This window comes from Steroidobacter agaridevorans (assembly GCF_009932555.1).
Classification (GTDB): Bacteria; Pseudomonadota; Gammaproteobacteria; order Steroidobacterales; family Steroidobacteraceae; genus Steroidobacter; species Steroidobacter agaridevorans.
Genome location: NZ_BLJO01000005.1, coordinates 543190 through 562784 on the forward strand (window position 1 = coordinate 543190; position 19595 = coordinate 562784).

General features: G+C 63.1%; 19 protein-coding genes. 7 read left to right on the top strand and 12 right to left on the bottom strand.

Annotation, left to right across the window (positions count from 1 at the left end):
• Window positions 1-255: 255 nt before the first annotated feature.
• The 5 genes from GYH35_RS20540 to GYH35_RS20560 form a co-directional block, all read right to left on the bottom strand.
• Window positions 256-1350 carry a PA0069 family radical SAM protein gene (locus tag GYH35_RS20540; protein WP_161812675.1) on the bottom strand — a complete coding sequence of 365 codons (1095 nt, stop codon included), beginning with the start codon at window positions 1348-1350 and terminating at the stop codon, window positions 256-258.
• Between the two features lie 51 nt (window positions 1351-1401).
• The gene (locus GYH35_RS20545) at window positions 1402-2640 is read right to left on the bottom strand and encodes an MFS transporter (protein WP_161829357.1); all 1239 of its coding nucleotides are present in this window, start codon (window positions 2638-2640) and stop codon (window positions 1402-1404) included.
• A gap of 95 nt (window positions 2641-2735) precedes the next feature.
• Window positions 2736-4616, bottom strand: coding sequence for a sensor histidine kinase (locus tag GYH35_RS20550; protein WP_161829358.1), 1881 nt, complete (start codon window positions 4614-4616; stop codon window positions 2736-2738).
• A gap of 34 nt (window positions 4617-4650) precedes the next feature.
• On the bottom strand, window positions 4651-5223 hold the full coding sequence (locus GYH35_RS20555; protein WP_161812672.1) for a sigma-70 family RNA polymerase sigma factor: 573 nt from the start codon (window positions 5221-5223) through the stop codon (window positions 4651-4653).
• A gap of 23 nt (window positions 5224-5246) precedes the next feature.
• Window positions 5247-5432 carry a NepR family anti-sigma factor gene (locus tag GYH35_RS20560; protein WP_202624449.1) on the bottom strand — a complete coding sequence of 62 codons (186 nt, stop codon included), beginning with the start codon at window positions 5430-5432 and terminating at the stop codon, window positions 5247-5249.
• A gap of 203 nt (window positions 5433-5635) precedes the next feature.
• Between GYH35_RS20560 and GYH35_RS20565 the strand changes: the two genes are divergently transcribed.
• Window positions 5636-6406, top strand: coding sequence for a response regulator (locus GYH35_RS20565; RefSeq protein ID WP_161829360.1), 771 nt, complete (start codon window positions 5636-5638; stop codon window positions 6404-6406).
• A 76-nt stretch (window positions 6407-6482) separates the two neighbouring features.
• Here GYH35_RS20565 and GYH35_RS20570 read toward each other — a convergent pair whose 3' ends face one another.
• Window positions 6483-6656: a DUF1328 domain-containing protein gene (locus tag GYH35_RS20570; protein WP_129641894.1), complete on the bottom strand. Its 174-nt coding sequence runs from the start codon at window positions 6654-6656 to the stop codon at window positions 6483-6485.
• 168 nt (window positions 6657-6824) lie between these two features.
• On the opposite strand from GYH35_RS20570, the gene GYH35_RS20575 reads away from it, so the two are divergent.
• Window positions 6825-7058, top strand: coding sequence for a hypothetical protein (locus GYH35_RS20575; protein WP_161812670.1), 234 nt, complete (start codon window positions 6825-6827; stop codon window positions 7056-7058).
• A gap of 56 nt (window positions 7059-7114) precedes the next feature.
• Here GYH35_RS20575 and GYH35_RS20580 read toward each other — a convergent pair whose 3' ends face one another.
• Window positions 7115-7993 carry an alpha/beta fold hydrolase gene (locus tag GYH35_RS20580; protein WP_161829361.1) on the bottom strand — a complete coding sequence of 293 codons (879 nt, stop codon included), beginning with the start codon at window positions 7991-7993 and terminating at the stop codon, window positions 7115-7117.
• An 80-nt stretch (window positions 7994-8073) separates the two neighbouring features.
• The gene (locus GYH35_RS20585; protein WP_161812668.1) at window positions 8074-8220 is read right to left on the bottom strand and encodes a hypothetical protein; all 147 of its coding nucleotides are present in this window, start codon (window positions 8218-8220) and stop codon (window positions 8074-8076) included.
• 111 nt (window positions 8221-8331) lie between these two features.
• On the opposite strand from GYH35_RS20585, the gene GYH35_RS20590 reads away from it, so the two are divergent.
• Window positions 8332-10989, top strand: coding sequence for a serine/threonine-protein kinase (locus GYH35_RS20590; protein WP_161812667.1), 2658 nt, complete (start codon window positions 8332-8334; stop codon window positions 10987-10989).
• 12 nt (window positions 10990-11001) lie between these two features.
• Here the strand turns inward: GYH35_RS20590 and GYH35_RS20595 are convergent, their stop codons facing one another.
• Genes GYH35_RS20595 through ilvA form a run of 3 tightly spaced genes read right to left on the bottom strand, consistent with a single transcriptional unit; the run spans window position 11002 to window position 13225 of the window.
• Window positions 11002-11184 carry a hypothetical protein gene (locus tag GYH35_RS20595; RefSeq protein WP_161812666.1) on the bottom strand — a complete coding sequence of 61 codons (183 nt, stop codon included), beginning with the start codon at window positions 11182-11184 and terminating at the stop codon, window positions 11002-11004.
• Complete coding sequence (locus GYH35_RS20600) at window positions 11159-11698, bottom strand: nucleotidyltransferase family protein (RefSeq protein WP_161812665.1); 540 nt, start codon at window positions 11696-11698, stop codon at window positions 11159-11161. The genes GYH35_RS20595 and GYH35_RS20600 overlap by 26 nt, the downstream gene beginning before the upstream one ends.
• Before the next feature lie 6 nt (window positions 11699-11704).
• On the bottom strand, window positions 11705-13225 hold the full coding sequence (ilvA, locus tag GYH35_RS20605; RefSeq protein WP_161829421.1) for a threonine ammonia-lyase, biosynthetic: 1521 nt from the start codon (window positions 13223-13225) through the stop codon (window positions 11705-11707).
• 67 nt (window positions 13226-13292) lie between these two features.
• Here ilvA and GYH35_RS20610 point away from each other — a divergent pair, with 67 nt between their 5' ends.
• Window positions 13293-14618, top strand: coding sequence for an aminotransferase class V-fold PLP-dependent enzyme (locus tag GYH35_RS20610; RefSeq protein ID WP_161829362.1), 1326 nt, complete (start codon window positions 13293-13295; stop codon window positions 14616-14618).
• 2 nt (window positions 14619-14620) lie between these two features.
• Entirely contained in the window at window positions 14621-15040 is a 420-nt protein-coding gene (locus GYH35_RS20615) for a hypothetical protein (RefSeq protein WP_161829363.1), read from the top strand.
• A 112-nt stretch (window positions 15041-15152) separates the two neighbouring features.
• Here the strand turns inward: GYH35_RS20615 and GYH35_RS20620 are convergent, their stop codons facing one another.
• Window positions 15153-16004, bottom strand: coding sequence for an alpha/beta fold hydrolase (locus GYH35_RS20620; protein ID WP_161829364.1), 852 nt, complete (start codon window positions 16002-16004; stop codon window positions 15153-15155).
• Window positions 16005-16259: 255 nt separating this feature from the next.
• Between GYH35_RS20620 and GYH35_RS20625 the strand changes: the two genes are divergently transcribed.
• Entirely contained in the window at window positions 16260-18404 is a 2145-nt protein-coding gene (locus GYH35_RS20625) for an alpha/beta hydrolase family protein (RefSeq protein ID WP_161829365.1), read from the top strand.
• On the top strand, window positions 18401-19501 hold the full coding sequence (locus GYH35_RS20630; RefSeq protein WP_161829366.1) for an NAD-dependent epimerase/dehydratase family protein: 1101 nt from the start codon (window positions 18401-18403) through the stop codon (window positions 19499-19501). Before GYH35_RS20625 ends, GYH35_RS20630 begins: the two co-directional genes overlap by 4 nt.
• Window positions 19502-19595 lie beyond the last annotated feature (94 nt).

Genomic DNA, 19595 nt, shown 5'->3' on the forward strand with positions numbered 1-19595 from the left:
GGTCGAGGATCAATCCGTCCTGAAGCGTTCGCCGACTTACGGCAATCCGATTCGCTTCCTGCGTCGGCTCGCCGGCCGCGTCGCGCCCGACCTTTACGATCGAGTATACGCCAGCCATTCATACGTCAATGCCGGGAAAACGCGCAAGCACCTCGGATGCTCAATCGCGAATTAAAGAGAGAATGTCAAATAGGCCTTTGGGCCAATCCTTGCGGCGCTGTGAATGTGACAGCCGCGCGAGAGCGCGACGGCGCTTCAAAGCAACGACATTTGCCGCGACTCGCCGCCACTTGCAGCGGAGCCCGCAACAAACAACGCGGTGTTGTGGACAAATCTCTCGCGATGTTTGAGGCCGTATCGCATGCACGCGGCCGCAAACCGCTGCGCCAATAAGTCGGCATATTGTCCCTCGCCGCGCTGACGATGGCCCCAGCGCGGATCGTTGTCACGGCCGCCGCGCATATCGTGCAATCTCGACCAGACATGCTTGGCCTTCAGCGGCTCGTGTTCATCGAGCCACTCGCGAAATAAATCCTTCAGCTCGTACGGCAGGCGCAGTAGTACATAGCCGGCCGAGCGCGCGCCGGCAGCCGCGGCCGCCTCGATAATTTTTTCCAGCTCAGCATCGGTGAGTACCGGAATCACGGGTGCAATCATCACTCCCACCGGAATTCCCGCCGAGCTCAAACTGCGAATGGCTCGCAGTCGCGCTGCCGGCGACGCCGTGCGCGGCTCGAGCGTGCGCTTGATGTCGTTATCGAGCGTGGTGACGCTGACCAGTGTGTAAACCAGGTTGTCCTTGGCGAGCGGCGCGAGCAGGTCGATATCGCGCTCGATCATGGCGCTCTTGGTGATGATGGAGAACGGATGCCGACGCTTCGCCAGCACTTCGATGATGCTGCGAGTGACGCGGTACTCACGCTCGATCGGCTGGTAGGGATCGGTATTGGCGCCGATCGTGATCGGCGAGCAACGATAGTTCTTCGCCGACAGCTCCTGTTCGAGCAGGCGCGCCGCGTCCGCCTTGTAGAACAGCCTGGTCTCGAAATCGAGGCCCGGCGACAGGTTCAGATAGCCGTGCGACGGCCGTGCGTAACAATAAATGCAACCGTGCTCACACCCGCGGTAGGGATTGATCGACTGATCGAAGGAAATATCAGGCGATTTATTGCGGCTGATGATGGAGCGCGCCGGTTCCGGCTGCACCGTGGTTTCCAGCGGCGGCAACGCTTCTTCGATCGTGCCCCAGCCATCGTCCACTGCTTCGGCGCGCGTGGGTTCAAAGCGCCCAGCAGGATTCGACACGGCGCCGCGTCCGTTGCGAACAGCAGGGCGAATCGGGCTGGGCATGGACAGGATAGTACTGGATATAAAACCAGCCTGGCAACTGGTTTGTGGCAGCTACTTCTTCTGCTGGGGGAATTCCTGCATCTTCCACAGCACGGGAAACAAGCGCGTCCACAGGCCGGTGACCACCAGCGTCGCGACGCCGCCGATCAGCACGGCGCGAACCGCGCCCCACCACTTCGCCATCACGCCGGATTCGAAATCGCCCAACTCGTTCGACGCGCCGATGAACACCGAGCTGACCGCACTCACTCGGCCGCGGATGTAATCGGGCGTATCCAACTGCACGAGCAGATGACGCACGTAGACGCTGACCATATCGGCCGCGCCGAGCACGACCAACGCCACCATCGACAAATAGAAGTTGGTGCTGAGGCCGAACACGAGGGTCGCGACACCGAACATCGCGACGCCGCCAAACATCCACGATCCGACGTGCCGCGAGATCGGACTCAACGCGAGCACCAAACCGCACGCCGCAGCGCCGATGCCCGGCGCGGTTCGCAGCAGCCCGAGGCCGGTCGGACCGACGTGAAGAATGTCACTCGCGAACATCGGCATCAGCGCCGTCGCGCCACCGAGCATCACTGCAAGCAGATCGAGCGAGATCGCGCCGAGCACCACTGGCCGCGAGCGCACGAACTTCAATCCTGAAAGCAGCGTCTCCAAACTCAACGGTTCGCGAGTCGTGTTCGCCGGTTCGCTCGCGCCGCGCACTTGAAACATCAACAGCGCTGCGGTCAGCGCCAGTGTCATGACCGTGGCATAGACCACCGACGGCCCGGCGAGGTAGAGCACGCCGCCGACTGCCGGACCGATGATGGTCGCGACCTGCTGAGACGATGAATTCAACGCGACGGCGCGACGGAACGCATCGGTCGGCACCAGATTCGGCAGCAGCGACTGCGAGGCCGGCATCGAGAACGCGCGCGAAGCGCCCAGCACCATCATGATCAGGAAGATCGGCCACGCCGACAGCAAGCCACGCAGCGTCATGATCAGCAACGCCAGCGCGCAGACCGAGCTGGTCAGATAACAGGTGGTCACGATGCGAGCGCGGTTGTAATTGTCCGCGGCGTGACCGGCCGGAAGAATCAACGTCACGAACGGAATGAACTGCGACAGCCCGATCAGGCCCAGGTCGAGCGGATCGCCGGTGATGTCGTACATCTGCCAGCCGACCGCGACCACCTGAATCTGCGCTCCGAGCGAGGCCAGAAAGCGCCCGCCGATGAAGCGCAATACATTGGGGTGGCGCAGCACGCTGTGTGTTTGCGCACTCAGACTGGTCATGCGATGCCGGGGAGGAGTCCTTTACAGACACGCCAGGATACTGGGGCGCGTCGCAAAGACCCAGACTGGAGCTATTAGATTTGTGCTAGTGGCCGCTACGCCGACTTGGTCGTCGGCTGCTCGGGCGGCGGCGCTGCCGCCGGGACGGGGCCGGGCTGCGTCATGCCGGAGACGTGGTGACCGCCGGCATGATGGGGCGCGTGGTGCCCGCCGTGCTTTTTATCGTCGGACTTGAGCTGAGCGGGGAATTTGACCTGCACGACCGTGCCGTCATCCGAGCGCGTCTCCAGCTCGCCGCGCAGCTGGCGTACGAACGCCTCGATGAGCGAGCGGCCCAGGCCGCTTTGATCCTGCGAGCTGGCCGCCATGTCGAAGCCGGTGCCGTCGTCGCGAATGGTGAGCAGCAAGCTCGCCGGCGACTCGCGCACGATCTGCACCTGGATATGACCGCCATCGCGCTCATTGAACGCGTGCTTGTACGCGTTGGTGATCGCCTCGGTCACCAGCAATCCCAGCGGCACAGCCACGTCGGGGCCGATGACCTCGCTCGGCGAGTCGACCGTCAGCTCGACGTTGCGACCGCGGGACAAGCCACCACGACGCAGCTCGGCGCACAAGTCCTCGAGGAACCACTTCAGGTCGATCTCCTGCAGGTTCTCGGATTCGTACAAACGTCGGTGCAGCGTTGCGAGCGCATTGATACGACTGCGCGCTTCGGCGAAGGCCACCTCGGCACGCGGATCGCGGATGCGGCGCGCATGCAGGTTGAGCAAGCTCATCACCAGCTGCAGGTTGTTCTTCACGCGATGATGGATCTCGCGCACCAGGATTTCTTTTTGCTGGAGCGAGTCGCGCAGCTCGTTCTCACGGGCCGACAACAGATCCGCCATGCGCGAGAACGTTTCTCCGAGACTGCGGATCTCCGCCGGCGCGGCACTCACCCGCTCCGGGCGCACGTTGTGCCGACCGGCTGCATAGGCCGAGGTGATGCGCTCGAGGTACGTGATCCAGCGCACGACCAGATGCTCGATGCCGAACCAGACCACGGCGATCGCCAGCGCCCACATCAACAACGGAGTGAACACGCCCCACGCCACTTGCAGCGCCAACGGACCGATCGCCGTCAGCACCGGCGTACCGAGAATGACGAAGATGCGACCGCCGAGCAGCGGACTGATCGCATACAGCCGCCACGTTCCATCGTGGCCGCGCGCGCGGAAGGTCTGAGTCTGACCGCCTTGCAGGTGCTCACGAAGATGCTCGTTCACGATGTCGCGCGATGGCAGCGGCGAGCGGGCCGGCGAGCGCTCCGATTCGCCCGTGATGATCTCGCCCTGACTGTCGAGCAGCGCGAATGCGGTGTCGTCGGTCTCGTTGCCGGAGTGATAGCGACGCGTCAGCCAGTCCAGACCGATGAACAGCGCCACCGCGCCTTGGATGACCCCGTCCTCATTGACGAGCGGCACGGCGGTGATGATGCCCCAGGTGCCCAGCCAGCGACTCACGAGCAGATCGCTGATGACGAAACCATCGCCGCTCATCACCGAGATGAACCACTGCCGGTCGGCGACGTTCACGCCGCTGCGGGTCGGACCGGAAGCGCAGGTGAAATCGCCCTTCGCATCGACGACCGATGCGCCGGAATATTGATCCAGTCCGCCGATGGCCCGCTGCAACGCGCGCCGGCACGCCAGGCCTTCGCCAGCGCGCACGTCGGGTTGTGCGGCCAGACTGGTGAGGATCTCGCGCGACGCCGAGATCATGTTGACCTGCTCGGTCGCCGACAGCTGCGCGGCCTGGGCGAGGTTCTGCTCCAGGATGCGCATGCTGCTGTTGTAGCTCGAGATCGCCTGCAAGACCGCGAGCGCGCCCGGCGCCAGCATCGCGATGCCGACGATGAGCACGAGTCGCGGGCGCAGGCCGGCATTCCGGCCAAACCAGGAACGCGGCGCGGCGACGATCTTGGCGCTCTTCAAGCGGCGACTCCCCGCAGCGAAACAACCTCAGTGCTCAGGACACGCCCGAGCGCCGTTCATTGCTGATATTAGGCTCGCTGAGAGAGTTCACCCCGGGCAACGTCCCGGTCACCTGAGTGGCGTCCTCGCCGAGCAGCTCGACCAGGCGGTCGCGAGCGCGTGCAATACGGCTCTTGATCGTGCCCACCGCGACCTGGCACACGTCCGCCGCTTCTTCATAGGACAGGCCGGTCGCACACACCAGCACCAGAGCTTCGCGCTGATCCACCGGCAGCTCTTGCAGCGCGCGGTTCAAATCGCGCAGGTGCAGCTTGGCATCGTGGTCCGGCGCAATGGCCATCTGCGATGCGCAGATGCCGTCCGGATCCTCGATCTCGAACTTGCGGTGGCGCAGCTCGGAGTAGTAGCAGTTGCGCAGGATCGTGAACAGCCAGGCCTTCAGATTGCTGCCCGTCTGGAATTGCTCACGGTTGGTCCACGCCTTCAGCACCGTGTCCTGCACCAGATCGTCGGCGCGCGCCGGGTCGCCGCACAAGGAACGTCCGAAAGCACGCAGGGCCGGCAGCAGTGCCGTCACCTGATCGAGAAATTTATCCTGGCCGGTCATGGGCGGCGCCCCTTGCGCGCCACTCAAGCGCCACGCTCCTTGTCTTCCAGCTGCTTCAGCAGCTGTTTGAACTCGTCGGGCACGGGCTCGTCCATGACGTCGGTGAACATGCGCTTCAAGCGCGTACCGAGCCAATCTGGGACTTGCTCCGTCGCCGCGCTCGCAGCCGGTGCTTCGACGGACTCGTCAGGCTTGGTTTGCTCACTCATGATCATGGCTGATTGGGGTAATGGCGCGTCGGGTCGCGCATGGTCCATACCTGGGGTCTAACGCTCAGTGGGGGAAGGAACGCCTAGCGCCGTGAAAAAGTTCCAGGGAGTAAGGAACCTTCCCCCCCGTTCGTACATAGTATTGCTGCATTCATCTAGAGCGCTCCATCGCGCCGCTAAAGAAACCGTATTCAGGAGTCTCCATGGCCTTAGCTCACGCCATCGCCGAACATCTGCCCTATCTGCGCCGGTACGCCCGCGCGCTGTGCGGCACGCAGAAAAGTGGCGATGCCTATGTCCGGGCATGTCTGGAAGCGATTGTTGCCGATACTTCGGTACTGGATGCCCGCCTGTCTCCAAGAGTTGGCCTGTATCGCTTGTTCCATAAACTCTGGAACAGCGCGCATATCGAAGTGCCGGCCGCGTCGGCAAAGCGCGACGTCGACGGCGTCGAGCGGCGCTTGAGCGAGCTCACGCCGGCGCGCCGTCAGGCATTGCTGCTCACCGCGATGGAAGGCTTCAACATCAGCGACGCCGCGCACATCCTCAGCGTCGACGAAGAGGAAGTGAAAGAAATGGTGAGCCAGGCGGTGCGCGAGATCTCCAACCAGCCCAGCACCAAGGTGCTCATCATCGAAGACGAGCCCATCATTTCGCTCGACCTCCAGAGCATCGTGCGCGAGATGGGCCATACCGTCGCCGCGATCGCGACCACCCGCGACGAAGCGGTCCGCGCCGCGCGCAAGACCGAGCCGGGCCTGGTGCTGGCGGACATCAAGCTCGCCGATGGCAGCTCCGGTATCGACGCCGTCCGGCAGATCCTGAGCGAAGTGGAAGTGCCGATCGTCTTCATCACCGCGTATCCGGAGCGTCTGCTGACAGGCGAGCGTCCCGAGCCTACATTCCTGGTCACCAAACCGTTCGTGCCGGAGACCGTGCGAGTCGCTGTCAGCCAGGCGTTGCTGTTCGCCTGAGCTCCTCTGCAAGTCCTAAAGAAACGGGGCCTTTCGGCCCCGTTTCTTTTTGCTTGTCCCCCTTGTCACATCAATGTCACACCGGAGGCCTGCCGCGCAACGCGCCACCCACCAGTGCCACCAAGGTCAGGACCAGGAAAATAAAGAACAGGATTTTCGCGATACCGGCCGCGGCGCCGGCAATGCTGGTGAAGCCCAGCACGGCGGCGATGATCGCAACTACAAAGAACGTCAGCGCCCAAGACAACATGTGAACCTCCATACCCCTCGTTGAACACTCCAGCTCGCGACCCTCCTTGTACCGCGCGCCGCTTCAATTTCGGAACGCGTGAGCTTATGCCCGGTTCCGGCGCAGCAATTCGGAACTTCCCGCATGCGTAAACGTTTTTCTGACGAATTTTTACCGCGGAGAAACATCATGAAAATGACGGGAAAACTGCTTTGGTCCGCGCTGCTCGCAGCGACGCTGAGTGTCGGCCTGGCCGCGTGCGAAAAGAAAGGGCCGGTGGAACAAGCCGGCGAAGAAGTCGACGAGGCCGTCGATACGCTCAAGAACGGCGGCGAGGAATCGACGGAAAACAAAGTGGACGATGCGATCGATGAAGCGCGCGAAGGCGCCGAAGATACCGCCGACGAGCTGAAAGAAAAGTAAGCGGACGTTTGTTCGATTGTTTGCAGAGGGGACGGACTTCAAATCCGTCCCCTCTTTCATTTGCTCTCGAGAAACTCTTCGATCAGCGCCGCGACTTCATCCGGCCGCTCGTGATGCATCATGTGGCCGGCATCGTTGACGGTCGCGAAGCTGAGCTGGCGATAGATCGAGCGCAGCCTGGGTTCGGCGATCTCATCGCCCAGGCGCTTCGCCAGATCGGATTGATCGCCGACCACGAATAACAACGGCGCCTCGATGGCGCTCCAGCAAGCCTCGGCCTGCTCGCGTGAATAGAGCACCGGATTGGTTCGCTTGTGTTTGGGATCGGCGCGCAATTCGACCTTGCCGTCGCCTCGCGTTTGTCCCCAGGAGCGCGCAATGAACTCCACTCGATCTTTCGGAGTACGAGGGTTGCGACGCGCGAGCACGCGAACCAGCTGCTCGTAATTGTCGTAAATCGCGAATTCGGTGCCGTGCTTCACCTCATCGAGCCATTCGGCATAGCGTGCCGGCGCCTGATCGGGCGTCGTGCGCGCCATGCCAAAGCCTTCGAGGCTGACAAGTCGGCGGATGCGCTGTGGCCGCACGCCGGCGTACAGCATCGCAATGTTGCCGCCCATGCTATGACCGACCAGATCGATCGGCGCATCGGGCGCCAGCCGATCCAGCAGCGCATCGAGATCGGCGAGGTAGTCTGGAAACCAGTAGCCATCGGCGGGCCATTGCGTGCGACCGAAGCCGCGCATGTCGATGGCGACACAGGTGCGATCGGCGGCAAAGCAATCGACCAGGAACTGATACGTCTCGCCCGTGTCGCCCCAGCCGTGCAGCAGTACCAGCGGATCCGGGTCACTGCCCGGCCAGCGATACACGTGGAAGGTCAGGCCGCGCGCGTGGAGTTTTTCAGTTTGGACGGGGCGCAGCGATCGATACATGAGGGGGCGATGGTCTGGAGGAGAATGGCGATACCGTACGCCTTGCGGGCACGGCATCGCTCACTTTGGTCAGCGCGCGATTACTTCTTTTGCGGCGTGCGGACCACGGTGGCACCGGCCTTCTTGCTGGCCTTCTTCTTGCCGACCTTCTTCTTCGGAGCAGCCTTCTTCGGGGCGGCCGTCTTTTTCTTGCCGGCCTTCTTGCTCGCCTTACGCTTCGTTGCCATGGTTACTCTCCGGGTTAGTCCCAATTCAGTCAGATTTCAGTTTTGAGTCACGTTATTCACGTGCCTGCGCATATTACACGGTAGCGCCTTCCTGATGCATGATGGCGGTCGATGGAAAACGGCAACAACATTCACGAACAAGTCACGACCATCGTCGCGCACGCGCGTGGCCTCAGCACGCAGGACCGTGGCGACTACGTGCGGCGCGCCTGCGGAGCCGATGAAACATTGCTGTCGCATGTCCTGCAGGCGCTTGGCGATGCACTCGGCGAGAAGGTGGCGCAGGAGCAAGGCTTCTGGGATGACGTCGCGGCCGGCGAAAGCGCGCGTACATCGCCACTGGAAACGCTCGAAGGTCAACTGCTCGGCCGCTATCGCATCGTGCGCAAACTCGGCTCCGGCGGCATGGGCGACGTGTATCTCGCCGAGCGCGCCGACGAGGAGTATCAGCAGCGCGTCGCGCTGAAGATCGTACGCGGCGGCCTGTTCTCGCCGCAGATTCAGAGCCGCCTGCGCATGGAGCGGCAGATCCTCGCGACGCTCCAGCACCCCAACATCGCGCGCCTGCTCGACGGCGGTCGCGCGCCCGATGGCACGCCGTATCTGGTCATGGAGTACATCGACGGCGAGCCCATCGACACTTATTGCGACCGTCGAAGGCTGTCCGTGGCAGAGCGCTTACAGCTGCTGCGGACCATTTGCGGCGCGGTCCACTACGCGCATCAGAACCTGATCGTGCATCGGGACCTGAAGCCCAACAACATCCTGATCACTCCCGATGGGGTGCCCAAGCTGCTGGATTTCGGCATCGCCAAGCTGCTCGACTCGCGACACTCGGCGCATACGCTGGCAGTCACGCACTTCGAGTACCGGGTGATGACGCCGGCGCACGCCAGCCCGGAGCAGGTGCGCGGCGATGTGATCACGACTGCCAGCGACATCTATGTGCTCGGCGTGCTGATGTACGAATTGTTGTGCGGCCGGCGGCCGTTCCACCTGGTCGGCACCAGCCTCACGGACATGGAGCGGATCATCTGCGAGCAGGAGGCCTTGCCGCCGAGCGCGATGGTCGCGCGCGTCATGGACGAGTCGCCGGAATTGATGGCGGACCTCGCCTCGCATCGCTCAACCACCGCTGCTCGCCTGCAAAAGCAGTTGCGCGGCGACCTCGACAACATCATCGGCATGTCGATGCGGAAGGACCCGGAGCGTCGCTATGCCTCCGCGGAGCAACTCGCCGCGGATGTCGAGCATCACCTGAACGGGCAGCCCGTTCTCGCAACCAGTGACACTTGGGTCTATCGAACTCGCAAGTTCATCAAGCGACACGCGCTGTCGGTGACGGCCGGCGTTGCGGTGGTCATCACGCTCGCTGCGTTCTCGGCAGTGACGTACATCCAGGCGCAGAAGATTGCGGAGGAACGCGACGTTGCGACGGCCGAGCGCACGCGCGCGGAGCAGATCTCGTCGTTCCTGGTCGAGCTGTTCGAGCTGTCCGATCCGTCGCGGAGTCGCGGCAATCAGGTGACGGCGCGCGAGATGCTGGATATCGGCGCGCGGCGCATTCGATTCGGTCTCAACGATCAGCCGGAAACGCGGGCCACGCTGTTGGGAACGATCGGGCGCGTTTACGGCAGCATGGGGCTGCACGAGAGCTCCGTTGAACTGCTGCAGGATGCGCTGGACTCGCGCATTCGGATTCACGGCGAGCGTCATCCTGAGGTTGCGCAGGCCCGTGCCGCACTTGGCCTAGCCTTATGTGAGCGCGGCCAGCTCGACGCCTGCTCGCAGCAACTCGATGCGGCGCTGGCCATGCAGAAGGAATTGCTAGGGGCCGATGCGGTGGCTGTCGCGCCGACATTGCTCGCCCACGGCCGCCTCGCGCAGCTGCGAGGCGATCTCGATGGCGCGGAACGGTACTTCAGCGACAGCCTCGAGATTTATCGTCAGCACGGTCAGGACCGGACTTCCGCCGCCGCGTCGGTGATGAACGAGCTGGCCGGGCTGTACACCTATCGCAATGACTTCGAGCGCGCGGCCACCTTGTTTCGCGCGGCGCTGGATATCGATCGGCAGTCGCTAGGCAACGATCACCCTCAGGTCGGCATTCACGTGCTGAACCTCGCCTTCACCTCGCAATCGCTCGGCAAGCTCGATGAGGCGGCGGGGCTATATACGGAAGCGCTGCAGATCCTTGGAAAGGTGTTGGGCGAGACGCATCCGCTGACATTGGATGCCAGCGCGAACTATGGCCGCTTCCTGCATCGTCGCGGCGATCTCGCGCAGGCGGAGCAAGTGCTCGTTCGCGTCGTCGATTTGGATCGCAAGGCGCGCGGCGATCAGCATCCTTACGTTGGGCACGATCTCGTGAGTCTCGGCTTGGTGCGTGTAGATGCCGGCAACGCCGCTCGCGCCGAGCAAGACTTCAGCGCCGCGCTCGCCATCTACGGCGCCTCTCTGCCCGCAGACCACCCCTTCGCCGCCTCTGCATTGTCTGGCCTCGGCCGCGCTCAGCTGGAACAAGGCCGCTTGAAAGAAGCGGAGCAAACCTTGCGCCAAGCCTCGCAGATCGCCACCAAGTCCCTCGCAGCCGACAGCCCGCAACTCGCGGCCATCAACAGCTCTCTCGGCCGCACCCTCCTCGCCCAAGATCGCCCATCCGCCGCCGCACCGTTACTGCGCGAAAGCTATCCGCTCCTCGCGAAGGCTCAGGGCGAAGATGCGGTGATTACGAAGCGGACGAAGGAAGCGCTGGCGAGTTTGGAATAACTCAGTCCCAGGTCACAAAAGATAGTTGGATTCGTCGGCAAACGTCGGGCGCGTGGGCCAAACCGGACACAACTCCTCGACGACGGCCATCAGATCGTCCAGCGCCTGGAACGGATCGGCAGGCGCGTCCGCCGACTGATTGACGCCACCTTCCGCGACGATCGGAGCGTCAGTCGATTTCTTGGAGGAGCTCATCGAGCAGTTCCGTACGGTCGAATAACTGAAAGTACTCGCGTACTTCCTTCATGTCCACGGTGTTCCGGTTGGCTCGCAACAATGCCCGGATGTCTTCCATGTCTCGCGTGCGGCGCGCGTCATTCACCCACCCCTGGAGTTTGAAACCAATCAGCCCTTCGGTGCTGATGACACGCAGGCCGCCAAAAGATGTCTTCACGTCTCTGGCGCCCGCCAGCAATCTACGGGCAATCGGGCGGCTCGCATATAGGAAATCCACGCGCTCGTCCTTGCGGGAATAGTTACCTGCATCGGCGCTCCGATGCAGGCAGTCATAACCGAGGCGCATCATGGCCACATGAACGTCGTCCGCCCTATCAGAGTCGACCAGCAGATCCACATCTTGCGTCGCTCTCACGACGTTATGCGACGCCAGTGCCAGGCCGCCGATCAGAGCGAACTGCGCGTCGATGCCTCGCAGCGCCGTGGTGACTTCGGCGATCTGTCTTCCTAGACGGGAGACTGGCGCCGCCATTGCTTCTCACCCACCCAAGAACATCTTGTACGCCGAATTCTCCGTCTCCTCCGCGTACACGTATTTCAGTTCGCGCACGTGCAGGTCGAACTCCGTGCTTTCGGAGGGCGGGATCTGGACGCCGACGAGGACGCGGCCGTAGTCGGAGCCGTGGTTGCGGTAGTGGAACAGGGTGATGTTCCAGCGGGTGCCGATGGCGTTGAGGAACTTCAGCAGGGCGCCGGGGCGCTCGGGGAATTCGAAGCGGAACAGGCGTTCGTTGTCGAGGCCGCGGGCGTGGCCGCCGATCATGTAGCGGACGTGCAGCTTGGCGACTTCGTTGTCGCTCATGTCGTGCACGGTGTAACCCGTGTCCTTCAGTGACTTGATGGTCGCTTCTTTCTCGCGACGGCCGTCGCTCAATCCGAGGCCGACGAACAACTGCGCGGAAGCCGTGTCGCTGTAGCGATAGTTGAATTCGGTGATGCTGCGACGGCCGAGCGTCTCGCAGAAGCGCAGGAAGCTGCCCTTCGCCTCCGGAATCTCCACCGAGATCAGCGCCTCGCGCTGGCCGCCGATGTCGGCGCGCTCCGCGACATGGCGCAGACGATCGAAGTTCACATTCGCGCCGCAGTTGATGGAAATGAACGTGCGATCGCGGCACTGCTCGCGCTGCACGTAACGTTTGATACCGGCCACCGACAGCGCACCCGACGGCTCGACGATGGTGCGGTTCTCTTCGAAGATATCCTGCATGGCCGCGCAGATCTCATCCGTGCTGACCAGGATGATCTCATCGACATACTCGCGCACCAGACGAAACGTTTCCTCGCCGACCCGGCGCACGGCAACGCCGTCAGCAAAGATCCCGACGCGATCCAGCGTGACGCGCTTGCCCGCCTGCATGGATTTGTACATCGCATCGGCGTCGTCGGGCTCGACGCCGATGATCTTGATCTTTGGAAACAAATACTTCACATAGGCCGCGACCCCGGCGATCAGACCGCCGCCGCCGACCGCGATGAAGATGGCGTCGATCTGCTCGCCCGCGCACTGGCGCAACAGCTCCATGCCTATGGTGCCCTGACCGGCGATCACATCCGGATCGTCGAACGGATGAATGAACGCCAGCTGGCGCTCGCCCATCACCTTCATTGCATGCTCGTACGCCTGATCGTAATCGTCGCCATGGAGCACGACCTCGGCGCCGTGATCCAATACCGCCTGTACTTTGATCTGCGGCGTGGTCTGAGGCATGACGATCGTTGCCGGAATGCCGCGACGCTTGGCGGCCAGCGCCACGCCCTGGGCATGATTACCGGCTGAGGCGCAAATCACACCGCGCTTGGCGGCCGTGTCCGACAGGTGTGCAATCTTGTTGTAGGCGCCGCGAATCTTGAACGAGAAGACCGGCTGCAGATCCTCCCGCTTGAAGAGAATGCTGTTGCCCAACCGGCGGCTGAGCCGCGGCGCGGCGTCTAGCGGAGTGGCGATGGCAACGTCATAGACGCGCGCTTTGAGAATACGTTCGAGGTAATCGTGGGACATACAGGCCAGGATACCGCATTCCTGCAATAATGCGCGCCGCTGCCGCCGGCTCACTCTGAACGTCCGCATGAACGATTCGACCAACCGTCTTACACGCCGCGACCTGATTGCTTCTTCCTTGGTGACATCCTTGGGCGCCGCCGCCCTGGGTGGATCCGCGCCCGCCGCTGCCCAGCCGATCGGCAGCATGCCGGCCACCACCAAGGAGCTGTGGCAATGGTTTCGCACTCAGCCGGTGCTGGACCTGCAACGGACCTATCTGGACGTCGCCACCGCCGGCCCGACGCTGCGCGCCGCGATGGCGACCGAATATCGCGTCCGCGATTCGCAAAGCCTGAACGTGGCTTCGTTCGCCGAGGGACAGTGGAGCGCCGAGAGCACGCGCATCGCCACCGCATTCGGCGGCTTCATCGGCTGCGATGCGGACGAAATCGTATTTACTCGCGGCACCGGCGAAGCGCTCGCGACGGTCGCGAACGGTCTCGACCTGAATGCCGGCGATGAAATCCTCACGACCAATCGTGAGCATCCGGCTGTGATCAGTCCGTGGCTGCTGCTGGCCAGGCGCCGCGGCATCGTCGTCAAACAGATCGATCTGCCGGCGCCGCTGAGTGGCCCCGAGCAAGCGCTCGGCTTGTTTGCCGGCGCCGTCACCGATCGCACCAAAGTGCTCATGTTCTCGCACGTCCAGTATGCGGACGGCACGTTGATGCCCGTTCAGGAGCTGTGTCAGTTCGCCCGCAGCCGCAATCTGATCAGCGTCGTCGACGGCGCGCAGGCGCTCGGCATGCTGGATTTCCAGCTGCGCGATCTGGGCTGCGATTTTTATGGAACGTCATTTCACAAATGGCTCGGCGGCAGCAACGGCACCGGCATGTTGTATGTGCGCCGGGACATGCTCGATCGCATCTGGCCCTCATTGCCGCGCGGCATCGATGCCTCGCCGCCGGTGATCACGCCGACGCAATCGAACGGTCACGTCGGCGCGCCGGCGGCACTGCATAAGTTAGGAAACATTGTCCCGCTGAGCTGGGCGCCGCTGCGTGGCGCCGAAGTGGCGCTGGGTTTTCATCAGCAAGTCCTGCGCAGCCGGATCGAGGCGCGCATTCGTGAGCTGACGATCTACGCACGGCTGCGCTTGCAACAGTTGCCGGGCGTCGAAGTGCTGACACCGAATCGCCCGGGCTTGTGGGGCGGCATCCTGTCGTTCCATGTGCCCGGCCGCCTGGCCTCCGATATCACGCTCGGATTGGTACGCGGTCATCGCGTGTTTGCACGCGACATGCAATGGCCCGGCAAGAGCGAAGGCGCGGTCCGAATTTCGCTGCACGCGTTCAACACCCACGATGAAGTGGACAAGCTGTTCGCGGGCCTGCAGCAAGTGCTGCGCTAGTCATGGTTGAGCTGAATTATCTGCTGATCATGGGCAGCTTGAGCGGGCTGGTCGCGGTGCTGGCCCACTCGGTGATCCAATCCCTTTACGAGCTGATCCGCTCGGGCGGCACGCAGATGAGCACGGTGAGTTTCACCGACGCGTTCCTGCACCTGATCTGCGGCACCGGCCTCGGGCTGCTGTTCTGGCTGAGCTGGGGATTGGCCGGCATGGTCGACGTGCCCTGGTGGATCCGGGGCTTGTCGTTCGCGATGCTCTGCTGGGTGCCGGTGTCGTTGCCCGCAGTGGTCGCTGCTTGGATCAGCGTTGCGCCGGAACGCGGGCTGTCGACCAAGACGATGGCGCTGATGGCGTCGCGCTGGGCAACGACCTGCCTGATCGCGGGCCTGGCCTGCGCCTGGAGTTGGGAGCGCGCTTTATAAAACAGCGACTCGGGCATCCTGCCACTCGCGCTGTGGCGCATAGGGAAAAGGCGCGACTTTTCCCCTGCGCTCGCCACCTGCGGTGGCGGGCACATCCCTGTGCCTGGGTGGCTTAGCGATCGAAGAACTCGCGGGCCACGGACGTGAACCGCTGCGGGGCTGCGCTCAGGAAGCCCTGGCCATAGTCGGGCAGATCGAGCATCGAGCCATTCGGCAGCGATGCGCGAGCGCGTCCCGAGTGCTCCCAGAACTCATCCTTCAAGCGCAGCACCAGCGCCGACTGTTTCACCAGCGGCAGGCGCTCCGACGCGGAATATTCGACCATCGCGACGAACGAGCGCGCACCGCTGTTGCCGGCCCGCAGCCGATCGCTCAGCTCATCGGTCAAAGCACCGATGGGCGCGCCCGGCCCGCGACGCTCGACGATCCGGCGCCATTCGTCGGACACGTCGCTGCCGTCTTCACGGGAGCCCGGCGACGGCACATTCTGCAGCAGTGATGCGCGATCCTGCGCGGAGTAGGACGGCACGCCCCACAGCATCACGCGACGGATCGTCTGCGGACGGGTAATAGCGAGCTCGGCCGCAACCAGTGCACCGAGCTGATAACCGGCGAGATCGACGCTGCGCAGACGCAGGCTCTCGATGAAATCGCCGATCGCGGCGGCCAGGTCGGCGACGCTCGCCTTGCTGCTGGCCGGGTCGGAATTGCCGTGCCCCGGCAGGTCGGGCGCATAGACGCTCCGATCGTGTCCCAGCTCGCGCAGGATGGGCGCGAACAAGCGGCCGGATCCGCCACTGTGATGCAGGCAGATAACCGGTGTACGCTCGTCGAAACCGCCGCCCGACGGGTAGGCCGTGGACAGATGAATCTGGCCATGACGGCTCTCGGCGTAGGAACGGCGCACGTGCACGACGGCGGGCTGGGGCAAAGGCAGGCGATTACGATACTTGGCTTGGATCACTCGAAGTCCCCTTTTCTGACGCTCCATGCGATCGACGCCTCCGTGCGAGTTGAGCGTGGCTCTAGCGAGCCGTGCGCGCGGGTCGCGCATTTAAGCGGGGCCGCGCACTTGCTGGACAGTCGAAAGTGTACGTAGCGATGACAGCGAAGAAATGGACCCACTTCTCAGCTTGCACAGCAGGGCCAGACGCTTGGATAGACTAATGTCAATTGCACGGACTGGATTCGAACAGCACGAGGCACACCGATGATCCGCATGCCGCCCATTCGCAGACACGAGCTCGGGCATTGTCATAAGCAAAAGCCGCACAGCAATCGCAGCGTCGTCGCACTCATCGCTGGCATCGTGCTCGCGGCCTCCGCGCACGCCGAGCCCTACACCGCGGCCGCGATGTGGCAGCTACAACGACTCGGCACTCCCGATATTTCTCCCGATGGCCGCCTGTCGGTCGTGCCGGTCACGCGCTTCGACGTCGACAAGAACAAGGGCGACACCGATCTGTGGTTGATACCGACCAAGCCGGGCAAAGCACGCCAGCTCACCAGCTCGGGCGGCTCGGCGTCATCGCCGGTATGGAGTCCCGACGGCGAGATGATCGCGTTCGTCGGCAAGCGCGGCGACGATAAGCAACAGCAGCTTTATGTCATCGCGGTCAATGGCGGCGAAGCCCGCCGTGTGACCAATGTTCCGACCGGCGTGATTGCGCCCAAGTGGTTTCCGGATTCGCGACGCATTGCCTTCCTGTCGCAGGTGTGGACCGATCTCGACAGCTGGGCCGACATGGACAAGCGCATGACCGAGCGCAATGAAGCGAAAATGACCGCACGGGTGTGGGAGAAAGCGCCGGTCAGCCACTGGGATCATTTTCTCGACGATCGCGACACGCACATTTATTCCATCAGCATCGACGGCGGCGAGCCGCAGGCCATCACTCGCAGCGCCGGCGTCTCGCTGGATCGCGCCGAGCCCGATGGGAATTCTTACGACATCTCGCCGGACGGCGCCGAGGTGGCGTTCGCGGTCAACAACGACCCCAGCGGCATCGATCCGAACTTCGATATTTTCACACTGCCGGTGGAAGGCGGCTCGCCGCAGAATCTCACCAATCTGACCAAGGACAATACCGGCGACGACACCGTGCCGCTGTACAGTCCGGACGGTCGGTCGCTCGCGTTCCGTCGCCAGGTGATCAAAGATTTCTACGCCGACCGCGCGCGACTCATGTTGTATGACCGTCGTGGCAGCAAGCTGCGCAATCTCACCGAAGAGTGGGACCGTTCCGCCGACGGCCTGGTGTGGTCGCCCGACAGCTCGGCGCTGTTCGGCGCAATCGATGACGCTGGCACGCGTCGCATTTATCGCTTCGATATCGGCGGCGGCGAACCGAAGGCCGTGACTCGCGAGCACAGCTTCGACTCGCTCGCCATCGCGGGCAGCGGGCCGGTGATCGTCGGCCTGCGCCAAAGCTTCACCGAACCGCCGACGCTCGTGAGCATCATCGCGCGCACCGGGGCGGCCACGAAGTTGTCGGACTTCAATGACCCCGTGCTGGCGCGGCTCACTCCGGGTAAGGTCGAAAGCGTCACCTATAAAGGCGCCAACAACGAAGACGTGCAGATGTGGGTGGTCTATCCGCCGAACTTCACGCCGGATCGCAAGTGGCCGCTCTATCTGCTCCTGCACGGCGGCCCGCACAACGGCGTCACCGATGCTTACCAATGGCGCTGGAATGCGCAGGTGTTCGCGAACTGGGGCTATGTCACGGCCTGGCACAATTTCCATGGCTCGAGCGGCTTCGGCCAGGCGTGGACCGATTCCATCACCAAGGAATCGATGGCCATGCCTTATGAGGACACCATCAAGGCGACCGAGTGGTTCCGTGCCCAGCCGTGGTTGGACACTGAACGAATGGCCGCTGGCGGTGGCAGTTACGGCGGGTATCTTGCGTCTTCATTGTTGGGCAAGCCGCATCCGTTCAAAACATTGGTGGCGCACGCAGCGGTGTACAACTCCTACACTCAATACAGCAGCGACTATGGCGCGGACAAGAAACGTTACGGCGAATTCTGGGACGACGTCGAGCGCTTCTCGCGCAACTCGCCGCACACCTTCGCGGCGAACTTCAACACGCCGACGCTGGTGATCCACGGCCAGCTCGACCGGCGCGTGCCGGTGAATCACGGCCTGGAGCTGTTCAATGTGCTGCAGAATCGTGGCGTGCCCAGCAAGCTGGTGTACTTCCCCGACGAGAACCACTGGATCCTGAAGCCGCAGAACTCGTTGTTCTGGTACGAGACCTCGCGGCAGTGGCTGGAAAAATATGTGCGACCGGGCCCGGGCGACGCCAGCGCGGTGTCGGCGGCTCCGAGCGAGTCGAGTCAAAACAAGGTGTCACAATGAGCATCTCGATCAATCGACGTGAAGCGCTGCTGATGGCTGGAGCGGCAACGCTGCTGGCGGGAGAAACATTCGCGGCGGAGCCGAAGGTGAAACCCATGAAAGTGCTGATCCTCGGCGGCACCGGTATCAGCGGTCCGCATCTGGTGCGCGAGCTGCGCGCCGCCGGTCACCAGCTCACGCTGCTGAATCGCGGCAAGCGCAATCCTGGCTTGTTCAAGGATGTGGAAACTTTGATCGGCGACCGCGCCGGGCCGCTCGATGTGCTCAAAGGCCGCGATTGGGATGTGGTCGTCGACAACTCCGGCTACTTCCCCAAGCAGGTGAAGCTCAGCGCCGAATTGTTGAAGGGCCATACTCAGCACTACATTTATGTGTCGAGCATTTCGGCCTACGCCGATCTGACGCCGCCGGGCATCGACGAAGATTACCAGCTGGCGGAGCTGAAGGATCCCGACGCCACCGAGATCAGCAACGACAACTACGGCGGACTCAAGGCCGCCTGCGAAAAAGTCGTCGAGCAAACATTCGGCGACAACCAGGCGGTGATCCGTCCTTCCTATATCGTCGGGCCGGGCGACTCGTCGGATCGTTTCACCTACTGGCCGGTGCGAGTGGCTCGCGGTGGCGAAGTGTTGGCGCCGGGCACGGCGGCCGACACGGTGCAATTCATCGACGTGCGTGACATGGCCGACTTCATGCGCGCCTGCGTCGAGCGCAAGATCAAAGGCCGTTACAACCTTTGCAATCCGCCGGGCGCCGTGACCATGGGCGAACTGCTCGACGCCAGCAAGCGTATTTCCAAATCGAACGCGTCGTTCACCTGGGCGAGCCAGTCGTTCATCGAGCAGCAGAAACTGGTCGAGAACGGCGAAATTCCGATCTGGGCGCCGCCGGTCGGCAAGGAAGCGGGTGCGACGCTGGTCAGCTCGGCGCGAGCCGTCGCGCAGGGCCTGCGATTCCGCGATCTGGATACAACCATCAAAGACACGCTCGCCTGGCACGAGCAGCGCCCGGCCGAGCAGAAGGCCAAATTGCGCGCTGGCCTCACTGCGGACCGCGAAGCCGAGCTGCTCAAGCAACTCAAGGCGCTGGCTTGAGCGCCCACGCGCTGATGTGACATATGACCGGCGGCCGTCATCAATGGCCGCCGATCATCCAAGTGAGGGCATCGGCCGAACAGAAGTGATGGAC

Coding starts and splice junctions, on each gene's coding strand:
- GYH35_RS20585 (WP_161812668.1), bottom strand. CDS start 8,220: ATGGCAACGAAGCGTAAGGCGAGCAAGAAGGCCGGCAAGAAAAAGACG.
- GYH35_RS20590 (WP_161812667.1), top strand. CDS start 8,332: ATGGAAAACGGCAACAACATTCACGAACAAGTCACGACCATCGTCGCG.
- GYH35_RS20600 (WP_161812665.1), bottom strand. CDS start 11,698: ATGGCGGCGCCAGTCTCCCGTCTAGGAAGACAGATCGCCGAAGTCACC.
- GYH35_RS20540 (WP_161812675.1), bottom strand. CDS start 1,350: ATGCCCAGCCCGATTCGCCCTGCTGTTCGCAACGGACGCGGCGCCGTG.
- GYH35_RS20625 (WP_161829365.1), top strand. CDS start 16,260: ATGCCGCCCATTCGCAGACACGAGCTCGGGCATTGTCATAAGCAAAAG.
- GYH35_RS20575 (WP_161812670.1), top strand. CDS start 6,825: ATGAAAATGACGGGAAAACTGCTTTGGTCCGCGCTGCTCGCAGCGACG.
- GYH35_RS20545 (WP_161829357.1), bottom strand. CDS start 2,640: ATGACCAGTCTGAGTGCGCAAACACACAGCGTGCTGCGCCACCCCAAT.
- GYH35_RS20570 (WP_129641894.1), bottom strand. CDS start 6,656: ATGTTGTCTTGGGCGCTGACGTTCTTTGTAGTTGCGATCATCGCCGCC.
- ilvA (WP_161829421.1), bottom strand. CDS start 13,225: ATGTCCCACGATTACCTCGAACGTATTCTCAAAGCGCGCGTCTATGAC.
- GYH35_RS20560 (WP_202624449.1), bottom strand. CDS start 5,432: ATGAGTGAGCAAACCAAGCCTGACGAGTCCGTCGAAGCACCGGCTGCG.
- GYH35_RS20630 (WP_161829366.1), top strand. CDS start 18,401: ATGAGCATCTCGATCAATCGACGTGAAGCGCTGCTGATGGCTGGAGCG.
- GYH35_RS20595 (WP_161812666.1), bottom strand. CDS start 11,184: ATGAGCTCCTCCAAGAAATCGACTGACGCTCCGATCGTCGCGGAAGGT.
- GYH35_RS20565 (WP_161829360.1), top strand. CDS start 5,636: ATGGCCTTAGCTCACGCCATCGCCGAACATCTGCCCTATCTGCGCCGG.
- GYH35_RS20555 (WP_161812672.1), bottom strand. CDS start 5,223: ATGACCGGCCAGGATAAATTTCTCGATCAGGTGACGGCACTGCTGCCG.
- GYH35_RS20615 (WP_161829363.1), top strand. CDS start 14,621: ATGGTTGAGCTGAATTATCTGCTGATCATGGGCAGCTTGAGCGGGCTG.
- GYH35_RS20580 (WP_161829361.1), bottom strand. CDS start 7,993: ATGTATCGATCGCTGCGCCCCGTCCAAACTGAAAAACTCCACGCGCGC.
- GYH35_RS20610 (WP_161829362.1), top strand. CDS start 13,293: ATGAACGATTCGACCAACCGTCTTACACGCCGCGACCTGATTGCTTCT.